21 protein-coding genes are annotated in these 18,469 nt (G+C 45.2%); all 21 read left to right on the plus strand.

Annotated elements, in window-relative coordinates; genetic code table 11:
• Positions 1–14 precede the first annotated feature (14 nt).
• Positions 15–1,148: a protein-glutamate methylesterase/protein-glutamine glutaminase gene (locus M0C34_RS07125; protein WP_248714942.1), complete on the plus strand. Its 1,134-nt coding sequence runs from the start codon at positions 15–17 to the stop codon at positions 1,146–1,148.
• Positions 1,141–1,887 (plus strand): flagellar motor protein, encoded by a 747-nt coding sequence (locus tag M0C34_RS07130; RefSeq protein WP_248714943.1) that lies wholly within the window; start codon positions 1,141–1,143, stop codon positions 1,885–1,887. The genes M0C34_RS07125 and M0C34_RS07130 overlap by 8 nt, the downstream gene beginning before the upstream one ends.
• Entirely contained in the window at positions 1,844–2,785 is a 942-nt protein-coding gene (locus tag M0C34_RS07135; protein ID WP_248714944.1) for a flagellar motor protein MotB, read from the plus strand. Before M0C34_RS07130 ends, M0C34_RS07135 begins: the two co-directional genes overlap by 44 nt.
• Positions 2,782–3,567 (plus strand): ParA family protein, encoded by a 786-nt coding sequence (locus M0C34_RS07140; RefSeq protein ID WP_248714945.1) that lies wholly within the window; start codon positions 2,782–2,784, stop codon positions 3,565–3,567. The genes M0C34_RS07135 and M0C34_RS07140 overlap by 4 nt, the downstream gene beginning before the upstream one ends.
• The gene (locus M0C34_RS07145) at positions 3,564–4,388 is read left to right on the plus strand and encodes a chemotaxis protein CheW (RefSeq protein WP_248714946.1); all 825 of its coding nucleotides are present in this window, start codon (positions 3,564–3,566) and stop codon (positions 4,386–4,388) included. Before M0C34_RS07140 ends, M0C34_RS07145 begins: the two co-directional genes overlap by 4 nt.
• A 141-nt stretch (positions 4,389–4,529) precedes the next feature.
• A complete protein-coding gene (locus M0C34_RS07150; protein WP_248714947.1) occupies positions 4,530–5,018 on the plus strand; it encodes a chemotaxis protein CheW in 489 nt (162 codons plus the stop codon).
• Positions 5,019–5,444, plus strand: coding sequence for a DUF2802 domain-containing protein (locus M0C34_RS21195; protein ID WP_305883155.1), 426 nt, complete (start codon positions 5,019–5,021; stop codon positions 5,442–5,444).
• A 219-nt stretch (positions 5,445–5,663) separates the two neighbouring features.
• Positions 5,664–6,308, plus strand: coding sequence for a cytochrome c biogenesis heme-transporting ATPase CcmA (ccmA, locus tag M0C34_RS07160; RefSeq protein ID WP_371923130.1), 645 nt, complete (start codon positions 5,664–5,666; stop codon positions 6,306–6,308).
• Entirely contained in the window at positions 6,308–6,973 is a 666-nt protein-coding gene (gene ccmB / locus M0C34_RS07165; protein WP_248714948.1) for a heme exporter protein CcmB, read from the plus strand. The genes ccmA and ccmB overlap by 1 nt, the downstream gene beginning before the upstream one ends.
• 32 nt (positions 6,974–7,005) lie before the next feature.
• Positions 7,006–7,761: a heme ABC transporter permease gene (locus tag M0C34_RS07170; RefSeq protein WP_248714949.1), complete on the plus strand. Its 756-nt coding sequence runs from the start codon at positions 7,006–7,008 to the stop codon at positions 7,759–7,761.
• A 1-nt stretch (position 7,762) separates the two neighbouring features.
• Positions 7,763–7,969, plus strand: a complete 207-nt coding sequence (gene ccmD / locus M0C34_RS07175; RefSeq protein ID WP_248714950.1) for a heme exporter protein CcmD — start codon at positions 7,763–7,765, stop codon at positions 7,967–7,969.
• Positions 7,966–8,460 (plus strand): cytochrome c maturation protein CcmE, encoded by a 495-nt coding sequence (gene ccmE, locus M0C34_RS07180; protein ID WP_248714951.1) that lies wholly within the window; start codon positions 7,966–7,968, stop codon positions 8,458–8,460. The genes ccmD and ccmE overlap by 4 nt, the downstream gene beginning before the upstream one ends.
• Positions 8,461–8,472: 12 nt before the next feature.
• Positions 8,473–10,467: a heme lyase CcmF/NrfE family subunit gene (locus M0C34_RS07185; RefSeq protein ID WP_248714952.1), complete on the plus strand. Its 1,995-nt coding sequence runs from the start codon at positions 8,473–8,475 to the stop codon at positions 10,465–10,467.
• The gene (locus tag M0C34_RS07190; protein WP_305883156.1) at positions 10,468–10,998 is read left to right on the plus strand and encodes a DsbE family thiol:disulfide interchange protein; all 531 of its coding nucleotides are present in this window, start codon (positions 10,468–10,470) and stop codon (positions 10,996–10,998) included.
• Positions 10,999–11,000: 2 nt separating this feature from the next.
• Positions 11,001–11,471: a cytochrome c-type biogenesis protein gene (locus M0C34_RS07195; RefSeq protein WP_248714953.1), complete on the plus strand. Its 471-nt coding sequence runs from the start codon at positions 11,001–11,003 to the stop codon at positions 11,469–11,471.
• Positions 11,471–12,742, plus strand: coding sequence for a c-type cytochrome biogenesis protein CcmI (gene ccmI / locus M0C34_RS07200; RefSeq protein ID WP_248714954.1), 1,272 nt, complete (start codon positions 11,471–11,473; stop codon positions 12,740–12,742). Before M0C34_RS07195 ends, ccmI begins: the two co-directional genes overlap by 1 nt.
• Before the next feature lie 328 nt (positions 12,743–13,070).
• The gene (locus tag M0C34_RS07205) at positions 13,071–13,826 is read left to right on the plus strand and encodes an MlaA family lipoprotein (protein ID WP_248714955.1); all 756 of its coding nucleotides are present in this window, start codon (positions 13,071–13,073) and stop codon (positions 13,824–13,826) included.
• A gap of 231 nt (positions 13,827–14,057) precedes the next feature.
• Entirely contained in the window at positions 14,058–15,059 is a 1,002-nt protein-coding gene (locus M0C34_RS07210) for a response regulator (RefSeq protein WP_248714956.1), read from the plus strand.
• A 238-nt stretch (positions 15,060–15,297) separates the two neighbouring features.
• Positions 15,298–16,332, plus strand: a complete 1,035-nt coding sequence (locus M0C34_RS07215) for an undecaprenyl-phosphate alpha-N-acetylglucosaminyl 1-phosphate transferase (protein ID WP_248714957.1) — start codon at positions 15,298–15,300, stop codon at positions 16,330–16,332.
• A 42-nt stretch (positions 16,333–16,374) separates the two neighbouring features.
• Positions 16,375–16,761: a hypothetical protein gene (locus M0C34_RS07220; protein WP_248714958.1), complete on the plus strand. Its 387-nt coding sequence runs from the start codon at positions 16,375–16,377 to the stop codon at positions 16,759–16,761.
• Positions 16,762–16,765: 4 nt separating this feature from the next.
• Complete coding sequence (locus tag M0C34_RS07225; protein WP_248714959.1) at positions 16,766–18,469, plus strand: polysaccharide biosynthesis/export family protein; 1,704 nt, start codon at positions 16,766–16,768, stop codon at positions 18,467–18,469.

The following is an 18,469-nucleotide window of genomic DNA, read 5'->3' on the forward strand; positions in this document are numbered from 1 at the left end:
AAGAAGAATTGAGTATGGCTATAAAAGTTTTAGTAGTTGACGATTCAAGCTTTTTTCGACGTAGGGTAAGCGAAATAATTAACGCAGATCCTGCGTTAGAAGTGATTGAAACCGCCAAAAATGGTAAAGAAGCCATTGAAATGGTCGCTAGGCTTAAGCCCGATGTGATTACCATGGATATTGAAATGCCAGTGATGGACGGGATCACCGCTGTTAAAGAGATAATGGCTAAGTATCCTACACCGGTATTGATGTTTTCTTCTCTTACTCATGACGGCGCAAAAGCCACCTTAGAGGCCTTAGACGCAGGTGCCTTAGACTTTATTCCCAAAAAGTTTGAGGATATTGCCAGAGACCGCGAAGAAGCAGTTAGCTTACTGCAACAACGGGTAAAAGCAATCGCTCGGCGCCGTGTTATGGCGCGCCGTGCGCCAATTAGCCCGGCAAGCTCAACACCTTCAGCAAGGCGCGTTAGTCCATCAACGGGTCATTCTCCAGTAAATAAAACCACTGCAGCTACCTCAACCATTGAGAGGCCAAGCCCTGCTACTCGCTTTAAGCCTTCTGGTAAGCGCTATAAATTGGTTGCCATTGGCACATCCACTGGCGGCCCCGTAGCTTTGCAAATGATATTAACTCAAATCCCCGCGGGTTTTTCTAAGCCTATTCTGTTGGTTCAACATATGCCCGCGACCTTTACCGCTGCATTTGCCCAACGTTTAAACAGCTTATCTAAAATAAATGTCAAGCAAGCAGAAGACGGTGATGACTTAAGACCCGGCTGGGCCTACCTTGCACCTGGCGGCAAACAAATGCTGATTGAGTCGAGAGGTGCCCACGGTCGAATCCGTATCATTGAGGGCAATGACAAAGTAAATTACAAACCTTGTGTCGATATTACTTTTGCTTCTTTAGCAAAAAGTCATCAAGGCAACGTATTAGCCATGATTCTCACCGGGATGGGGGCAGACGGCAGAGACGGCTGTCGCCTGTTAAAAGCACAAGGCTCAACAATCTGGGCTCAAGATGAGGCTAGTTGTGTTGTTTACGGTATGCCACAAGCCGTCGCTAGCGCCGGTTTAGCCTCTAATCAACTGCCACTAGAGCGTTTTTCAGATGCGATAGTCGCGGAAATAGGGAATGGATAAACTTAGCGTCTTTGGTATATTTTTGGCGTTTTCTGCAGTTGGCTTCGGTCATATGTTGGCTGGCGGCGAGCTAAGTGATCTGATTAACCTACATGCTTTATTTATCGTTTTAGGCGGCACTATTGGGGCGGTGATGTTGCAAACGCCTTCAGCCCAGTTTCTGCAAGCGATTAAAGCCGCGCCAAGAGTTTGGCAAAATTCTAGCTACGATACCCAAGGCCAGATAAAGTTAATATTGAGCTGGTCTAATACTGTTCGAAAAGACGGTTATCTGGTTTTAGAAACTCAACAACAGCATGCCGATAGCTTCAGCCTACGAGGCCTAGAAATGCTGGTCGATGGCGCCGAGCCACAACAAGTAAAACAAGCCTTAGAAGACGTTATAGATCTTGAGCAGAGTCGGCTAGATCGTCAAGCCGGTGTGTTTGAAGCGATGGGGGGCTATTGCCCTACTGTAGGAATATTAGGCGCAGTGTTAGGGTTAATTCAAGCCATGGATTTTCTCAGCAGCCCAGAACAGTTAGGTCAGGGCATTGCCGTTGCATTTGTTGCGACCATCTATGGGGTGGGCTTCGCTAACTTTTTATTTCTTCCCATTGCAAATAAGTTACGTGCACAAGCCGGCGATCGCGCTATTTACCAAGAAATGACCTTAGCGGGCTTAGTGTCTATCGCCGAAGGTGCCAGTAGTTTAGATGTGCAACGACGTCTTAAAAGCTTTGTCGTGGATATCGACTGAGATGCGGCATCGTTACGCGGCACCCGCAAAGCGCAATGCCAACACAGAGCGCTGGTTAGTGTCTTATGCGGATTACATGACCTTGATGTTTGCGCTGTTTGTGGTGCTGTACTCAATGGCCATAGCCAATGAACAAGAATACCCAGAGTTACAACAGCGTCTACAACAGGCTATCGCGCTATTAGAAATTAGTGAACCGCCAGCGGTTGAAGACTCAAACCACTCAATCTTGGTGGGCGAAGGGGATACTATTTTAGAAAACAATAACCAAGCAGTTATTGAAGATGTGATTAAAAATCAGCCTGAATTAGAACCTTTGCCAATGTTGGCAGAGCAAATTGCGCTAGAGTTTAAAGATTATCTGCATACTGACGACATAATAGTGAGTTATGACGATCAATGGTTAAGTATTGAGTTAGATAGTCGATTGTTTTTTGCCAGTGGTAGCGCTTACCTGATTAAACCAGCCGAACAAATTATAATCCGGTTGGCAGGCAAACTAAAAACGGTGGATAACTATTTACGGGTGCGCGGATACACCGATGAAGACAGCATTGACAGTGCGCTTTACCCAAGTAACTGGGAGTTGTCAGCAGCTAGAGCTACCCGTGTATTAAGAGAACTAGAAGCGAATGGTGTGCAACCAGCACGCATGGCGATTGAAGCCTATGCACACTATTCCCCTCAAACCGATCAGTTAAGTCATAGTAAGAGCAGGCGAGTCGTCATCGCTTTGTCTAATAAGCGTTGGCAGCCACCAAGGGCGCCTATTGTCGAAGACGGGAAATCGACGATGACAACAGAAAAACCAAAGCCTAAGCCTGATAGTGATACTATGTTGGCTGTACCACTTGAAGGTGGTGGGGTTAGGTTTACAACAAGGCAGGATGATAAGTGAAAGTTTGGACAGTTGCTAACCAAAAGGGTGGGGTGGGTAAAACCACCACGGTGATATCGTTAGCCGGTTTGTTAGCGCAACAGGGCAAACGAGTATTACTACTCGACACTGACCCTCACGCCTCGTTAACCAGTTATTTGGGTTTTGATGTAGATAGTGTGCAAGGCACCTTGTATGAGCTTTATCAAAATGCTCAGCTTGACGATGCCATGGTCACTCATAGTATTCAGGCTACATCCTTCGACAATTTGGATATCATCCCTGCCAGTATGGCTTTAGCAACCTTAGATAAAGTGCTAGGTCAACGTGAAGGCATGGGGCTTATTTTAAAACGCATTCTAGCCAGAATCGAAGACAAGTACGATTATGTATTGATAGATTGTCCGCCGGTATTAGGTGTGATGATGGTCAATGCATTAGCCGCGAGCGACCGTGTGTTAGTCCCGGTACAAACAGAGTTTTTGGCCATTAAGGGTTTAGAGCGCATGGTGAAAACCTTGGCGATTATGCAACGTTCTTGTCCGGATCCCTTACGTTATACGGTTGTGCCTACTATGTACGATAAACGTACCCGAGCCTCATTAGCAGCCTTAAAAGACTTACAAGAAACCTACCCCAACAACATTTGGAACTCGGTTATCCCGATTGACACTAAGTTTCGTGATGCCAGCTTGCGTCATGCTCCGCCGTCTTACCATATTAAAAACTGTCGTGGTGTTTTTGCCTATCAAACTCTACTGGCCCATTTACTACAAATGACAGACGAGCAGGGCTTATTATGAACAGTGATAAATTAATGGAGCAAGCACTAGGCAGCTATTTTGATTCATTATTGAATGAAGAAAGCGCCCCAGTGATTAAACCTAGCGAAGCCACTGTAGAGAGACCATCGCTGGTTGCAGAACCTCAGGTTAAACCTTTAGCAACGCTATTTGCTGAAGCAGAAACGCGGGTTGCCGCAATGAGCGACGCTCCGCCTATTCTGTTGCCGATACAAGAGCTACCGGAGCAACAAGTGGAGCCAACCATGGTTGAACCCACCGTGGCTGAACCGGTAGTGCTAGATACTGTTGAGGCTGTAGTTGCGTCACCGCAAGCAGAAACCTTACAACAGACAGAGCCAGAGCTTGTTGAACAGCCGCAAGCCGCAGAGTGGCAAAACATTGAAACCGATGATGAGTTTCAGGCGCTCTTTTTTGAAGTGGCCGGCGTGACCTTTGGGGTGCCTTTAACAGAATTAGGTGGCATTCATCGAATCAGTGAGGTCAGTCCTTTATTTGGTAAGCCCGAATGGTTTGCTGGAATCATGATCGAGCGCGAGCAAAAATTGTCAGTGGTCGATACCGCAAAATGGGTGATGCCTAATCAACCTTTCGACCCAGAATATAAATATGTCGTTATGCTTGGAGAGAGCCCATGGGGTTTGAGCTGTGAAAAACTATTTGGTACCGAACGCTTAACACGCGATGATGTTAAGTGGCGTAAGGTACCTGGTCAGCGCCGCTGGTTAGCGGGCATGGTGAAGAAGAAAATGTGCGCATTAGTGCACGTAGAAGAACTACTAGCAATGCTTTCTCAAGGTGTGAATATCGAAGGACACTAAATTAATGAGAGCTTGGCGGGTTTCTTTAGTTGAAAGAGTAGGAAAATCCGTCATTTAGTTTTATAACTTATGATATATACTGAACAGATAAGAGTTGCGAGATCCTAACGGACTCATGAACAATAAAAAAGGGACATTCAGATGAGCGAGCAACGTAACATTGCAGAAAACGTAGCTGAAGACGAAGTACTTCAATGGGTGACATTTCAGTTAGAAAGTGAAACTTACGGTATTAACGTAATGCAAGTACAAGAAGTGCTGCGTTATACCGAAATTGCTCCCGTACCGGGCGCGCCAGATTACGTGTTAGGTATTATTAATTTGCGCGGTAATGTTGTTACCGTTATCGATACCCGTTCACGTTTTGGTTTACCGTCGTCCGACATTACTGAAAACTCGCGTATTGTGATTATCGAAGCAGAGTCTCAGGTAATTGGTATTTTGGTCGACAGTGTAGCCGAAGTGGTTTATTTACGTTCATCAGAGATTGACTCTGCCCCGAATGTTGGCACCGAAGAGAGCGCCAAGTTCATTCAAGGTGTGAGCAATAGAGATGGACAATTGTTGATTTTAGTAGACTTAAACAAGCTACTATCTGATGACGAATGGGATGAAGTAAGCTCACTGTAAATGGACTGGATTAATCTTACTGCCCTGCTCGCGACAATTATTTGCCTTATAGGTGGCTATTGGCTTACTTATAAGGCAAAACAACAAGTGGCTAGCAGTGACAAAAAAATGGCAAGTTTAGAAGTGGTGACAAAAAACCTGTTAGTGAGTCACCGCTCTGTTGAAAAGCAATTGCAAGAAATTCATCTTGCTAATGCTTCTTTAGTAAAAGAGCTGGAACGACAAAGTGAGCAAGTTGAACAAGCCTTTTTACGTACCTCAGAAATCCAATCGCAAGACCCTGATAGTAAGCTTTATACTAGAGCGGTAAAACTGGTTGAGTTAGGTGCTGACTTAGAAGAAGTGATGCGCGAATGTGAGCTACCCAAAGCCGAAGCTGAACTGCTACTCAGTTTGCGCAATAAAATAAAAGGGCAGGCTAGTTAGGCTGCTAACGCACCTAGAGTTCGGTATTTTCCGTTATGTTTAGCTGTGAAGACGGTATAACCTTAAAAAGCACACACTCGATTTAGGCTTGAGATTAACACGACTTGCATGTTCTGTTATTCTCGCCGCAGTTCTTCTTTACTAATCCCTTAAATCAGTCGCTTAAGCTAGATTTAAGGTTTAGCTGTGATAACATCCGAACAACCTACCAAACCAAGAATGAATGGAATGCTGCAAGTCAAACGCCTGTGTTGTGTTAGAGAAGACCGAGTGCTTTTTGACAATTTGTCATTCTCTCTAGAGCCAGGCCAAATATTGCAAATTGCCGGGCCAAATGGAGCAGGTAAAACCAGCTTATTACGGCTTATTGCCGGCTTATCAAGAGCCGAGCACGGTGATATTAGTTGGCAAGGGCAGGCTATCGCACAAACTTACGACCGTTACCACCAAGACTGTTTGTATTTAGGCCATCATGCGGGCGTAAAAGCAGAGTTAAGTGCTCTCGAAAATTTGCAGTTTTACCTCGGTTTAGCGGGGCAAACTCAGTCTTCGAATCAATTGTATGCCATTCTCGCTCGCGTCGGTTTAGCCGGGCTTGAAGACGAACCGGTAGGACACCTATCTGCCGGACAACAACGGCGTGTTGGTCTAGCGCGTTTATGGCTAGTAAAATGTAAGTTGTGGATATTGGATGAACCCTTTACTGCCATTGACAAGCAAGGCGTTGCCTATTTGGAAAAGGTTATTGTTGAGCATGCACAGTCGGGCGGCATGGTGTTGCTTACAACCCATCAAGAGTTAAGCTTAAGTAAAAACCTGTACCGCGTTTTAACCATTAAGCCTTCGTTTGAGGATGCCGTGTAATGCAGGCCTTTTTAGCTGTTATCAAGCGTGAGCTGCTGGCTGCATTTCGCCAAAAATCCGATGTATTAAATCCGCTTTGGTTTATTCTAATTGTTATCACCTTGTTTCCCATTGCCGTGGGCCCAGAACCGGCCCTGTTGGCGCGTATAGCACCTGGCATATTGTGGGTCGCAGCGCTGTTATCTTCATTGCTATCTTTAGAGCGCTTATTTCGCGACGATTATGCCGACGGCTCGCTGGAGCAGATGGTGATTAGTGGTTCGCCCTTACCGCTGATCGCATTAGCAAAAATCGTTGCCCATTGGTCTATAACCGGCCTACCTATTTTGTTGTTGTCTCCTTTGTTGGCGGTATTGCTATCCTTGGAGTGGCAAAGTTTTCAAGCGACCTTTTATACCCTGCTGTTAGGCACGCCGGTATTGAGCTTGATTGGCTCTGTAGGGGTGGCCTTAACAGTGGGCTTACGTAAAGGTGGGGTATTATTGAGCCTGCTTATCTTGCCTTTGTATATTCCAGTGCTGATTTTTGCAACATCGGCGATTGAAGCGGCATCTTTAAGCTTGCCCTATACGGGCCATTTAGCGATTATGGGGGCCATTAGTTTGGCAGCGTTAACCTTAGCCCCCTTTGCAACCGCTGCGGCTCTAAAAGTCAGTATTAACTAACGTTATAATTTGGACAGAGAGAACTTTCAATTATGTGGAAATGGCTACATCCCTATGCAAAACCAGAAGCAAGCTACCAGCTAGCGGGTAAGTTTATACCGTGGTTTAGTGTATTTGCTGCTGTCAGTTTTACAGTTGGTTTAATTTGGGGCTTGGCATTTGCCCCTGCTGATTATCAGCAGGGCGATAGTTTCCGCATCATTTATATTCATGTGCCATCTGCCATTATGTCTATGGGGGCCTACTCCTCAATGGCAATTGCAGCCTTTATTGGCCTAGTGTGGCAGATCAAACAAGCTGATATGTATGTAGCAGCCGTCGCCCCGGTGGGCGCGGTATTCACCTTTGTTGCCTTGTTCACTGGTGCCGCTTGGGGTAAACCCATGTGGGGAGCTTGGTGGGTGTGGGATGCGCGTTTAACCTCAGAGCTTATTTTGTTGTTTTTATATCTTGGGGTTATTGCCTTATACAATGCCTTCTCAGATAAAACCATGGCTGGCCGAGCGGCAGGTATTTTAAGTCTCGTTGGTGTGATAAATCTTCCCATCATTCATTACTCAGTAGAGTGGTGGAATACCCTCCACCAAGGTGCAACTATTACCAAGTTTGCTAAACCTTCTATCGATTCGCGAATGCTTTGGCCTTTGCTGATTAACGTGTTAGCGTTCGCTTTATTTTTAGGGGCGGTAAGTTTAATTCGCTTCAGAACTGAACTGTTACGCCGAGAGCAACGTAGGCCTTGGGTACAACAACTCATTAATAAACAGCTTGAAGCAAAGGGTAATTAGCATGCAATTTGAATCTTTAAGCGATTTTCTTGCTATGGGCGGCTACGGATTTTATGTGTGGCTAGCTTTTGGCGTTAGCGCCGCAGCGATGATTGCCGTTGTGGTCGACAGTATTGTAAAACGCAATGCTATTTTTAAATCTGTGGCTCGCCAGTCGGCGCGCCAGCAGCGAGCTCAAGCAGCAAAAGAGGTAACTGAACGCTTATGAACCCTAGACGTAAAAAACGCCTAACAATTATTTTATCTATTGTGGTTGGCTTAGGCGCATCAATCGGTTTGTTGCTTTTTGCTTTACAGCAAAATATAGACTTGTTTTATACACCTACTGAATTGGTAGAGGGTAAAGGGCCAAAGGCACTAAAGCCTGAATTGGGGCAGCGTCTCAGAATTGGCGGTTTAGTATTGCCGGGTACGGTAGAGCGTTCAGAGACCAGTTTAGCAGTGAGCTTTAAGCTCAGTGATGCAGGCGGCGGAATAGTCACCGTGACCTATGAAGGCATCTTGCCGGATCTATTTCGAGAGGGGCAGGGCATTGTTGCCCAAGGTGAACTTAGCGATCTGAATACCGTCGCGGCTTTTGAAGTATTAGCCAAGCATGATGAAGAGTACATGCCGTCAGAAGTGGCCGAAGCGTTAGTTGGCATGGAACACTTTAAACCAGAATATACAGAGGCCCAATTACAGGGCTCAACGCACTAGAGACGGTTAACTATGATCCCTGAACTTGGACATTACGCACTCATTCTTGCTACAACGTTAGCCATCTTACAAAGTATTTATCCTCTTTGGGGGGCGAGCAAAAACAGTGTGACATTAATGAAGCTGGCTCGGCCTTTGGCATTGGGGCAGTTTGCCTTTGTGACACTGTCTTTTGTTATCCTTAGTTACGCCTTTGCGATTAACGACTTCTCGGTGGCGTATGTTGCCAATAACTCTAATAGCCAGTTGCCCTTGCATTTTCGCTTGTCGGCAGTGTGGGGCGCCCATGAAGGCTCATTACTATTGTGGGCGCTTATCTTATCGGCTTGGGGGGCTGCGGTAGCCTTATTTAGCCGAGGCTTGCCATTATCGGCAGTGGCTCGGGTGGTGGCGGTAATGGGGATGATCTGTGTAGGTTTCTACTTATTCATTCTGCTCACGTCCAACCCTTTTGACAGAACCTTGCCGTTTTTCCCCGTCGACGGACAAGATCTTAACCCCTTGTTACAAGATGTAGGGCTTATTTTTCACCCGCCGTTGTTATACATGGGGTATGTGGGCTTCTCGGTCGCTTTTGCCTTTGCTATTGCAGCGCTCATCGAAGGCCGCTTAGACTCTACCTGGGCGCGATGGTCTCGACCTTGGACAATGGCAGCATGGGTATTTCTAACGGTAGGTATTGCCTTAGGGAGTTGGTGGGCTTACTACGAACTCGGTTGGGGCGGTTGGTGGTTCTGGGATCCGGTTGAAAATGCCTCGTTTATGCCTTGGTTAGTGGGCACCGCGCTATTGCACTCATTAGCGGTCACTGAAAAGCGCGGTGTATTTAAATCATGGACAGTGCTGTTAGCTATTTCTGCATTTTCTTTGAGCTTATTAGGTACTTTTCTGGTTCGTTCTGGCGTGTTGGTATCGGTGCATGCCTTTGCCAGTGACCCCGCTCGTGGCTTGTTTATTTTAGGCTTCTTGTTAGTGGTTATTGGCGGCTCGTTATTGTTATTTGCGATCCGTGGTTCACAGGTTAAAAGCCGTGGCACCTATAATCTATTTTCGCGAGAAACCTTTTTATTAATTAACAATATTCTGCTGGTCGCTGCATTAGTAGTGGTATTGCTAGGTACACTGTTACCACTTATTCATAAAGAGATTGGCCTAGGCAGTATTTCGATTGGCGAAGCGTTCTTTAACCGCATGTTCAGTTGGATGATTGTGCCGTTTGCGTTGGCTTTGGGCATTGGCCCACTACTGCGTTGGAAACGTCAAGATATCCGCCCTCTCACTAAACCTTTATTAGTGATAGCAGCGATAAGTTTGCTATTACCGCTGTTGTTACTGCAGCTATTGGCTCCGCAGTTTTACGCCTTAGCCTATATGGCATTGGTACTCGCTGTTTGGGTGGTGTGTTGTACCGCCTTAGAGGTGTACTTACGTGCCACCCATCGACATACCTTTAGCATCGGACTCACCAAGTTGAGTCGCTCTCATTGGGCCATGGTGCTAGGGCACATTGGTTTGGCGGTATCGGTAATTGGTATCTCTATGACTAGTCATTACAGCATTGAGCGAGACTTGCGCTTAGAAGCCGGTGATTCTGTTACCTTTGCCGCTTATCGTTTTCACTTTAAGCAGGTTGAGCCCTTGGTGGGCCCTAACTACGAAGGTCACGTAGGCGTGATTGACGTGTATAAAGGCGAGCAATTGGCCACTACCTTACGTGCTGAAAAACGTTTTTATCGAGTACAGCGTAATATGATGACAGAGGCGGCCATTGATGCTGGATTCTGGCGAGATTTGTACGCCGCTATGGGGGAGCAACTACCCGGCGGGGCTTGGGCTGTACGCTTATACTATAAACCCTTTATTCGCTGGATTTGGTTAGGCTCGCTGATTATGGCGCTGGGCGGTTGTTTTGCTATGGCTGACAAACGTTATCGGTTTAAAGTTAAGCAGCAGCAACTTAGCGGTAAAACGGCTAGCGAAGCCAAAGCTTTGGCCGAGGAGGTTTAGGTGAATAAGCGCTTAATGTACTTCATGCTGCCCTTGGTTGCTTTTCTGTTAGTGGCGATATTTTTGTACCGAGGTTTGTACAGTGACGCCACTGAACTAGAGTCGGTGTTAATTGGCAAGCCTGTCCCTGAATTCACCTTGCAAGATATCTATCAGCAAGATAAGCAACATGATGCCAAGATTTTCAAAGGGCAACCCTTATTGCTTAATGTATGGGCCACGTGGTGTCCTACTTGTCGTGCCGAGCATACCTTTTTAAACTCGCTGGCGGCACAAGGGGTTAAAATTGTGGGTCTTAATTATAAAGATGACCGTAATAAAGCTATCTCTTGGTTAGAGCAGTTAGGAAACCCTTATCAAGTAAACCTTTATGATGGTAAAGGTTTACTAGCCTTAGACTTGGGTGTTTATGGCGCGCCCGAAACCTATTTCATCGATAGTCAGGGGGTGATCCGTTACCGCCATGTGGGGGATGTTAATCAGCGTAACTGGCAGCAAACCCTTGGGCCTATTTTTGCAGGCTTGGAGTAAACATGAATAAACTTATTACCGGTTTGGTCGTCGGCCTAATGTTAACTTTTTCTCAACTAGCGATGGCCGCCATTGAAGCGCATCAGTTTGACTCTGCCGAGCAAGAGCAACTATTTCGCGAGTTGACCAGAGAGCTGCGTTGCCCGAAGTGTCAAAACAATAATATCTCTGATTCTAACGCGGGTTTGGCGCAAGATCTGAGAGAAAAAACCTATCAAATGGTCAAAGCGGGTAGCGATAAGCAACAAGTATTAGATTACATGGTGGCGCGTTACGGTAACTTTGTACGTTATGATCCTCCCTTAACACCCGCGGTGTTAACTCTGTGGCTAGCACCTATTGGCATTATTATAATTGGTGGTTTAACCATATTTCAGTTATCAAGGCGTAAAAAAGGCGCCAAGCCAGCGCTGGATGAGCAAGAGCAACAGCGCTTAGCTGAATTAATTAAAAAAACGGAGCAACATAAATAATGACAGCGTTTTGGTTGGCTGCGGCCGTGTTAACGTTGCTAGCAGTGGCGATAGTATTACTGCCGCTGCGTGCTTCAAAGAACAATACATCGGTATCTCAAACTGATTTGAATACGACCCTATACAAAGACCGCTTAGCTGAAATTGAGAAAGAAGACCAGCAAGGCTTAGCAGACGACAGCGAAGTGCTAGTCAGCGAGCTACAACACAACTTGTTAGATGACATACCTGCCGATAAGCCTAAGCAGAGCCTAAAGGTATCTACTTGGGTGGTGTTGCCAGGGGTGTTTTTCGTAGTGGCCAGTTCAATCGGCTTGTATATGAAGCTAGGCAGTAGTGAACAGGTTCAAGATTGGCAAGCCATTGTGCAAAACATGCCAGAGCTAAGTAATAAAGTGCTGCTGGGGCAAGGTGGTGAAGTCAGCGAGCAAGACTTAGCCGACTTCGCGCTTGGCTTGCGAACTAAATTACACCAAGACCCCTCTGATACTCGAGGTTGGTTTTTATTAGCAAAGGTTGGCCAAGCCTTAAATCGCTTAGACATTATGACTGATGCCGCTGAGCAGGCTTACCAGCGAGAGCCCAATAGCACCAACAATATTACCATTTACGCCCAAGCGCTTTTTTACAGTGGAGAGCCTGCTCAGCAAGCTCGAGCAGAGCGTTTGTTAGTGCTAGCCCTGCAACAAAACCCTAGTGAGTTAGAGTTGTGGTCTTTATACGCATTTATGGCGCTTGAACAACAACAGTTTCAGTTAGCCATCGATCGTTGGTCTCGCATGCTAGGCTTGGTAGAAAAAGGCTCAGAGCGCGAGCTGATGCTGCAACAAAGCATCGACTTTGCCAAAGGCCAATTGGCGCAAACAGCGCCCCCTAAAGACGCTACGACAGAGGCACCGCAAGCTCTTAGTGAAGAGCGGGTAGTTAGCAACGAGCCAGGCTACAACATTAGGGTGAGTATTAAAGAAGGGCTCTCGGTACCTGATTCAAGCTTCTTGTTTGTTTATGCTAAAGCGGTGAATGGGCCACCTATGCCGTTAGCCGCAAAAAAAATTGCCCACCCGCAATTTCCAGTTACGGTTAATCTTTCTGATAACGACAGTATGATGGAGGGACTAAAATTGTCTCAGCAGGGGGATTTTTACATCACCGCACGCTTATCCTATGACAATAATGTGCAAACTACTGACGGAGATTGGGAAGGTAAATCGGCCCCGGTAAGTCAAGAGGGCGAAGATGTGATAACCCTACTGATAGATACTCAGCTATAGCGTTACCTTATTAACTTTAAGCTTAATAATTTTTGCTATTCAGTTTCGTAACTAGATGCCATAATAAGCATAGAGGTTGCCATGCAGCCTCTTTTTATTTCCTAAAATAGAGCTTGTTAACACTCAACCAGCTCTGCTTGTAGTAATACTAATTGAGACAAATTGTTGTTCTGAAGCTTTCTCAGGTAGCGCGCGGTTATTGAAATAAGCATTACAGTAAGGGCTTATCCTCATTACTCGTTGCTAGGCATGGTGGCTGTTTTTCTCGCATCAGAATGGCTAATAATTTGTTTAGTTTGGTATTAAGTCGCCATGGAAGGGGTGTAAAGTGCCACATAGAGTTGTTTGGTTTTTTGCGTTGTTTACCACCGTTTTTTCAATGGTTTTGCCGACGCGTGCCCAAGAAATCCAAGACTTTTCAGACCCCTTTGAAGGGTTTAACCGCAGTATGTGGAATTTTAACTATCAGTATTTAGACAAACCTTTGTACCGACCGGTTACCCATGTTTACGCAGAATATTTGCCCTTCGGTCTTCGCGAAGCGGTCAATAACGTTATTCGTAATTTGGAAGAACCCGCCAGTTTTGCCAACCATTTACTGCAAGGTAAAGTAGAGCGAGCCTCGAATAACTTAGTGCGGTTTTTGTTTAATTCTAGCTTTGGGCTGTTTGGGATTTTTGATCTTATGGGGCGTTCTGGTGTTACCCGTGACATCGAAGAGTTTGGTGATGTAATGGGCTTTTATGGTGTACCAGAAGGCCCGTACGTTATGTTGCCTGTGTTGGGTCCTACCACTGTTCGTAAAGAAGTGGGAGACTGGATAGACGCTTTTGCGTCGCCGTTAACCGGTCTTACTTTAACAGAGCAAGCGATAAAGTGGGGCTTAGATGGCCTCTACAAGCGTGCTTCAGTGATTGAACAAGAACCTTTATTAGATAACTCCCTAGACAGTTACTCGTTTGTTAAAGATGCCTATTTGCAATATCGTTTGTACCGTTTCTACAACGGCAAGCCGCCAACGTCGTCAAAACAAGACGTAGACGATGCCCTAGAAGAATATTTAGACGAGATAGAAGAATATTAGCCGAGCTAGTCTATGCTTATGCAAATAGGCTCAAGTTCTATCATCGGCTAGCCATCTTCAATACTGCTGTATTAAATGCCTGCCTTGTGTGTTTATGAAAATGTTAGTTTTTTGTTGGTTATTTTTTACGGTTGCTTACTGGCGTTATCGCGTTTTTGCTTATATAGTCAACTGGATAGACCACGGTTTAATTAATAACGTATTAATAAATAAGGAAAAGGTGACTAAGGAATGTCGCTGCAAGCTGAAAATCCATTATATGGAATTTCTATATTAGTTGTTGAAGACGAAGTGGTATTTCGTCAGCAGTTACTTGCTTATCTCACTCAGCAAGGTGCGATGGTGTGCGCCGTAGAAAATGGCCAAGAAGCCTTAGATACCTTAGCTCAACAACATTACGACGTAATATTAATGGACTTAGTGATGCCTACCATGAATGGCGTCGAACTGCTGGAGCGCTTAGACAATTATAACGGCAGCATTATTGTCATTTCTGGCAAAAGTACCATGGCCGACTTGCGCAGGGTTCTGCAATTAGGAGCCAGTGACTTTTTGGTTAAACCTCTCACCGATTTTCAAGAATTAATCAGTACCATTTTGTCGAGCTTATCCATGGCAGAAGAGCAAGACTTGCAAATGGAATTTGCCGAATTTGATGAGCACAAAGCCCACTTCAGAGCCAATGACGCTCAAGCCAGTTTAGTATTGCGTGAAATTCTTCCTAAGGCGACCCAAGAAATAGTCGGCTTTTTTTGCCACTATCGGCTTAAAGGCCAAACCTTATTCCCAATTATTAAGCAAATCGATGAGCATCACGTTGGCTTTTTGGTGGTGGATATCTGCTTGCTTGGCGATGAAGGGGTAGTAGCAGCGGTTATCGTTAATGGCTTCTTTCAAGATATGTGGAACCGCTTTTTGGTTAACGACCCTACCGCGCTGCAACCCAGTGAAGCCTTAAAATCCTTAAACAACATTATTAAAGCCGCAGACCTACGCGCCCCCGCAGCATGTTTATACGGCATCATCGAGCATGACCAAGTTCGCTATGCTAATGCCGGCTTGATTGATGCGCCAAAACCTTTCGATGCCGCTCATCCAGGCCTTGCTTTAGGTCTTCGCGCAGATACCCGTTACCCCGAAGGGGTGGCTCAACTGGCTGATATCGGTTTCAGCCTTCGCTTTCGTAACTTGGTTGAAGATCGCATTAGCCTAAAATTGTTTCCTGTAGGCTAATTGAGAGAATTGTTTGTTTATTTCCTTCCTATTTTTGTCGATTTTGGGTTAATATGTCCGAGTCGGCGTTCACTGTTGTGATTTAGTAATTTACTGCCATAATCATAGTTGTTCATGTCGCCTAAAGCATTCATAAAGGCACAACATAGTGCTAATGGATAATTGCTCGCAATTTTGTATCTGCGACAATGGGTAGTTAACAAACGGATTTTTCGAAAGTATTAGGCTAAGGTTTTTCATGACATCTCTGATATTTTTACTGTTGGGAACCACAGTATTAACGTTTGTCGCTCTGGCTTTTTTAAAGCCATTCTCTGAGTTTATTGGCTTACACGATATTCCCGATAGCCGAAAAAACCACGACTGTCCCGTCCCTGCGGTGGGTGGTATTGCTGTTTTCTTTGGTTTAGCTGCCAGTACCCTCGTATTTGTTCCTTTTGATTCCGACAGTATTTCTTATTTTTCCGGCGCGCTGATGTGTGTATTGCTGGGAGTCATCGACGACCGTTCGGGTCTGTCGGCCAAGTTTAAGTTATTCATGCAGATCCTGATTACCCTATTTTTGTGTTTTCAAATGGAACACTTTCTATTTAATTTAGGTGATTTGGTGGGCATGGGAGATATTTACCTAGGCAGCGCAAGTTACCTACTCACCGCTTTAGCTGTAGTCGGCGCAATTAACGCTTTTAACATGTTAGATGGCCTCGATGGTTTAGTCGGAGGGGTGGCCATGGTCACCTTTGCCTCAATGGCACTATTGTTCTCTTTTAACGGCATCGGCTTTAACACTATGTTAGCCTTATCTCTTTCAGTGGCGCTTATCCCTTACTTGCTGATGAATTTAACCGTGCCGCCATTTAAAACCAAGGTGTTTCTTGGCGATGCAGGTGCCATGCTGTTAGGTTACAGTGTGGTTTGGCTACTGATTGGCGGTACTCAGAGTAGTACACCTAGCTTCACTTCCGCTACTGCGTTGTGGATGGTGGGTCTTCCCTTAATGGATATGGCCTCAGTAGTCATCCATCGCGTACAAGCTAACGAATCACCACTTAAAGCCGATCACCGCCACATTCACCACCGCCTGCTTAACGCCGGTTACAGTAAAAAGCAGGTGTTAGCGATTGTCTGTCTATTAGCCTTGGGCATGGCTTGTTTTGGGGTGGTGAGTTGCGTGTACAAAATGCCAGAACCTTTGCTGTTCGCTAGCTTCTTGTTCGCATTCTTTCTGTATAACGCTATAGTGGGTCAAATAAAGTCTAAGAGCCTTGTTTAGGTGCTTAAACTGTTAAACTTATAAATAAAGATAGTTGAACTAATGAGAATGTTTAAATGGATGTTAGTGTTTGGTGTGAGCGGCATAATGCTAGGCTGCGCTAAACCTATCGAACAACCTGTGGCGAGCCGCGAGTTGGTAGAAAATGTTATTGAGAAAGACAAAAACCTCATTCCCGAATCCTATTGGGTAGTGTTAGACACCGGTCAAACCTACGAGCAGCTGCAAGTATCAATTTATCAAATTACCCTTCTAGATTTATATCAATCAGCTAGTGGTAAATTGTGCCGTAGGTTTGAAGCGCAAGAAATCAACACTCAAGATTCACCTGAAATAAGAGTCGCCTGTAAACAACAAACAGATAATGCTTGGTACCTCTCGTCTCCAGCTGTTTCAGATTTAACCTATGACTTGAATTTAGGTAGTTAAGCTTGTGAAAAATCTCTTTAAAACTTTAACTTGTCGTTTTTTGTTGGCGGTAAGTACTACGTCTCTCAGTCTAAGTGTTGTTCAGGCTAATGAACTGATCCCAGCTTCTCAAGCAGAGGCTCTCGCTAGCCAATCTAGAGTGGCGTCTTCTAGTCAATCAATCAACCCTAGTCAATCTATCAACCCTAGTTCAGCGAATGTATTGCCGGTAGGCGAAGAAGGTCTGCCGCCGCCTTATGGCGCTAATTTGTTTACAGGTGGCTACGAGGCCGAGCGTAGCGATGGGCTAAATCCTGATTATATCGTTGCACCAGGCGATAAGATATCGATAGCAATATGGGGGGCGGTAAGCCATGCTGCTATTGTAACGGTAGATAATCAAGGCAACATTTTCATCCCTGAGATTGGTCCTATTAAGGTATCTGAGGTACCAGCAACAGAAGTAAATAATGTTGTTGCTGGTAAAATTAGAGCGGTATATACCAATAACGTTAACGTGTATGTCAACCTACTAAATGCCACACCGGTTAGTGTATTTGTAACCGGCCCGGTATTGCGCCCTGGTCAATACGCGGGCTTAGCGTCAGACAGCGTACTATATTATTTAAATCGCACTGGCGGGGTAGATTCAGAAAGAGGTAGCTACCGTAATATTACCATCATCAGAAATGGCAAACCATTACAAGTTATTGATCTTTATGACTTCTTAAGAAACGGAGTATTGCCAAAAGTTACTTTCAAAGATAACGACGTTATCTTGGTGGGAGAGCAAGGCCCTACTGTCACGGTAGAAGGAGGGGCTCGCTACCCATTTCGATTTGAATTGTTAGAACAAACATCTTTAGGCCAACGTTTAACTGACTATGCGCGCCCAATGGCTAAAATTAGCCATGTAGCAGTGGCGGGCAATAGAGACTCTGGCCCAGTATCGGTGTATTTACCGTTTAGGCAGTTTCAGTCTTATGAGCTTAAAGATGGCGATACAGTCACCTTTAACGATGATCTACGCCCGCAGGTTGTGGATGTTAAAATATCAGGTAGTTATTTAGGGCCGTCTTATTACACCGTAAATAAAGATGCGCGTTTATTAGAGCTACTTGATTATATTTCTGTCGAACCTGATCTGGCCGATACCCAATCAATTTATATTCAACGTGAAAGTGTCGCCTTAAAGCAAAAAGAACTGATTGAAGAATCGTTACGTCGTTTAGAACGAAGTGTATTTACCGCGCCGGCGTCGTCAGATGGCGAAGCCTTAATTCGCCAAAAAGAAGCAGAGTTAATTTTGCAGTTTGTTGAGCGAGCCCGTCAAATTGAACCACTTGGTAAGGTTATTTTGGCCTCAAACGGTAAAGTGGCTAATGTAAGGTTAGAGCAAGGCGACGAGATAATCATTCCGCCTAAAAGTGATCTTATTCAGGTGGCGGGCGAAGTATTGATGCCGCAAGCAATTGTGTTTAATGAAAATGCGGTGTTACTAGACTACATAGCCTGGGCGGGTGGATTTACCGAGCGTGCCGATATTGAGCGAATAGCGATAGTGCATGCTAATGGTATGATTGACTTCTCCCCTCAGCAAACCTTAGTGGCTGGTGATCAGATCTTGGTGATGCCAAAAGTTGATGCCAAAACGATGCAAACCGTTAAAGATATCACTCAGATTATCTATCAAATCGCTGTTGCTGCTAACGTAGTACTGCGAGACTAA

This window comes from Agarivorans sp. TSD2052 (assembly GCF_023238625.1).
Taxonomy (GTDB): domain Bacteria; phylum Pseudomonadota; class Gammaproteobacteria; order Enterobacterales; family Celerinatantimonadaceae; genus Agarivorans.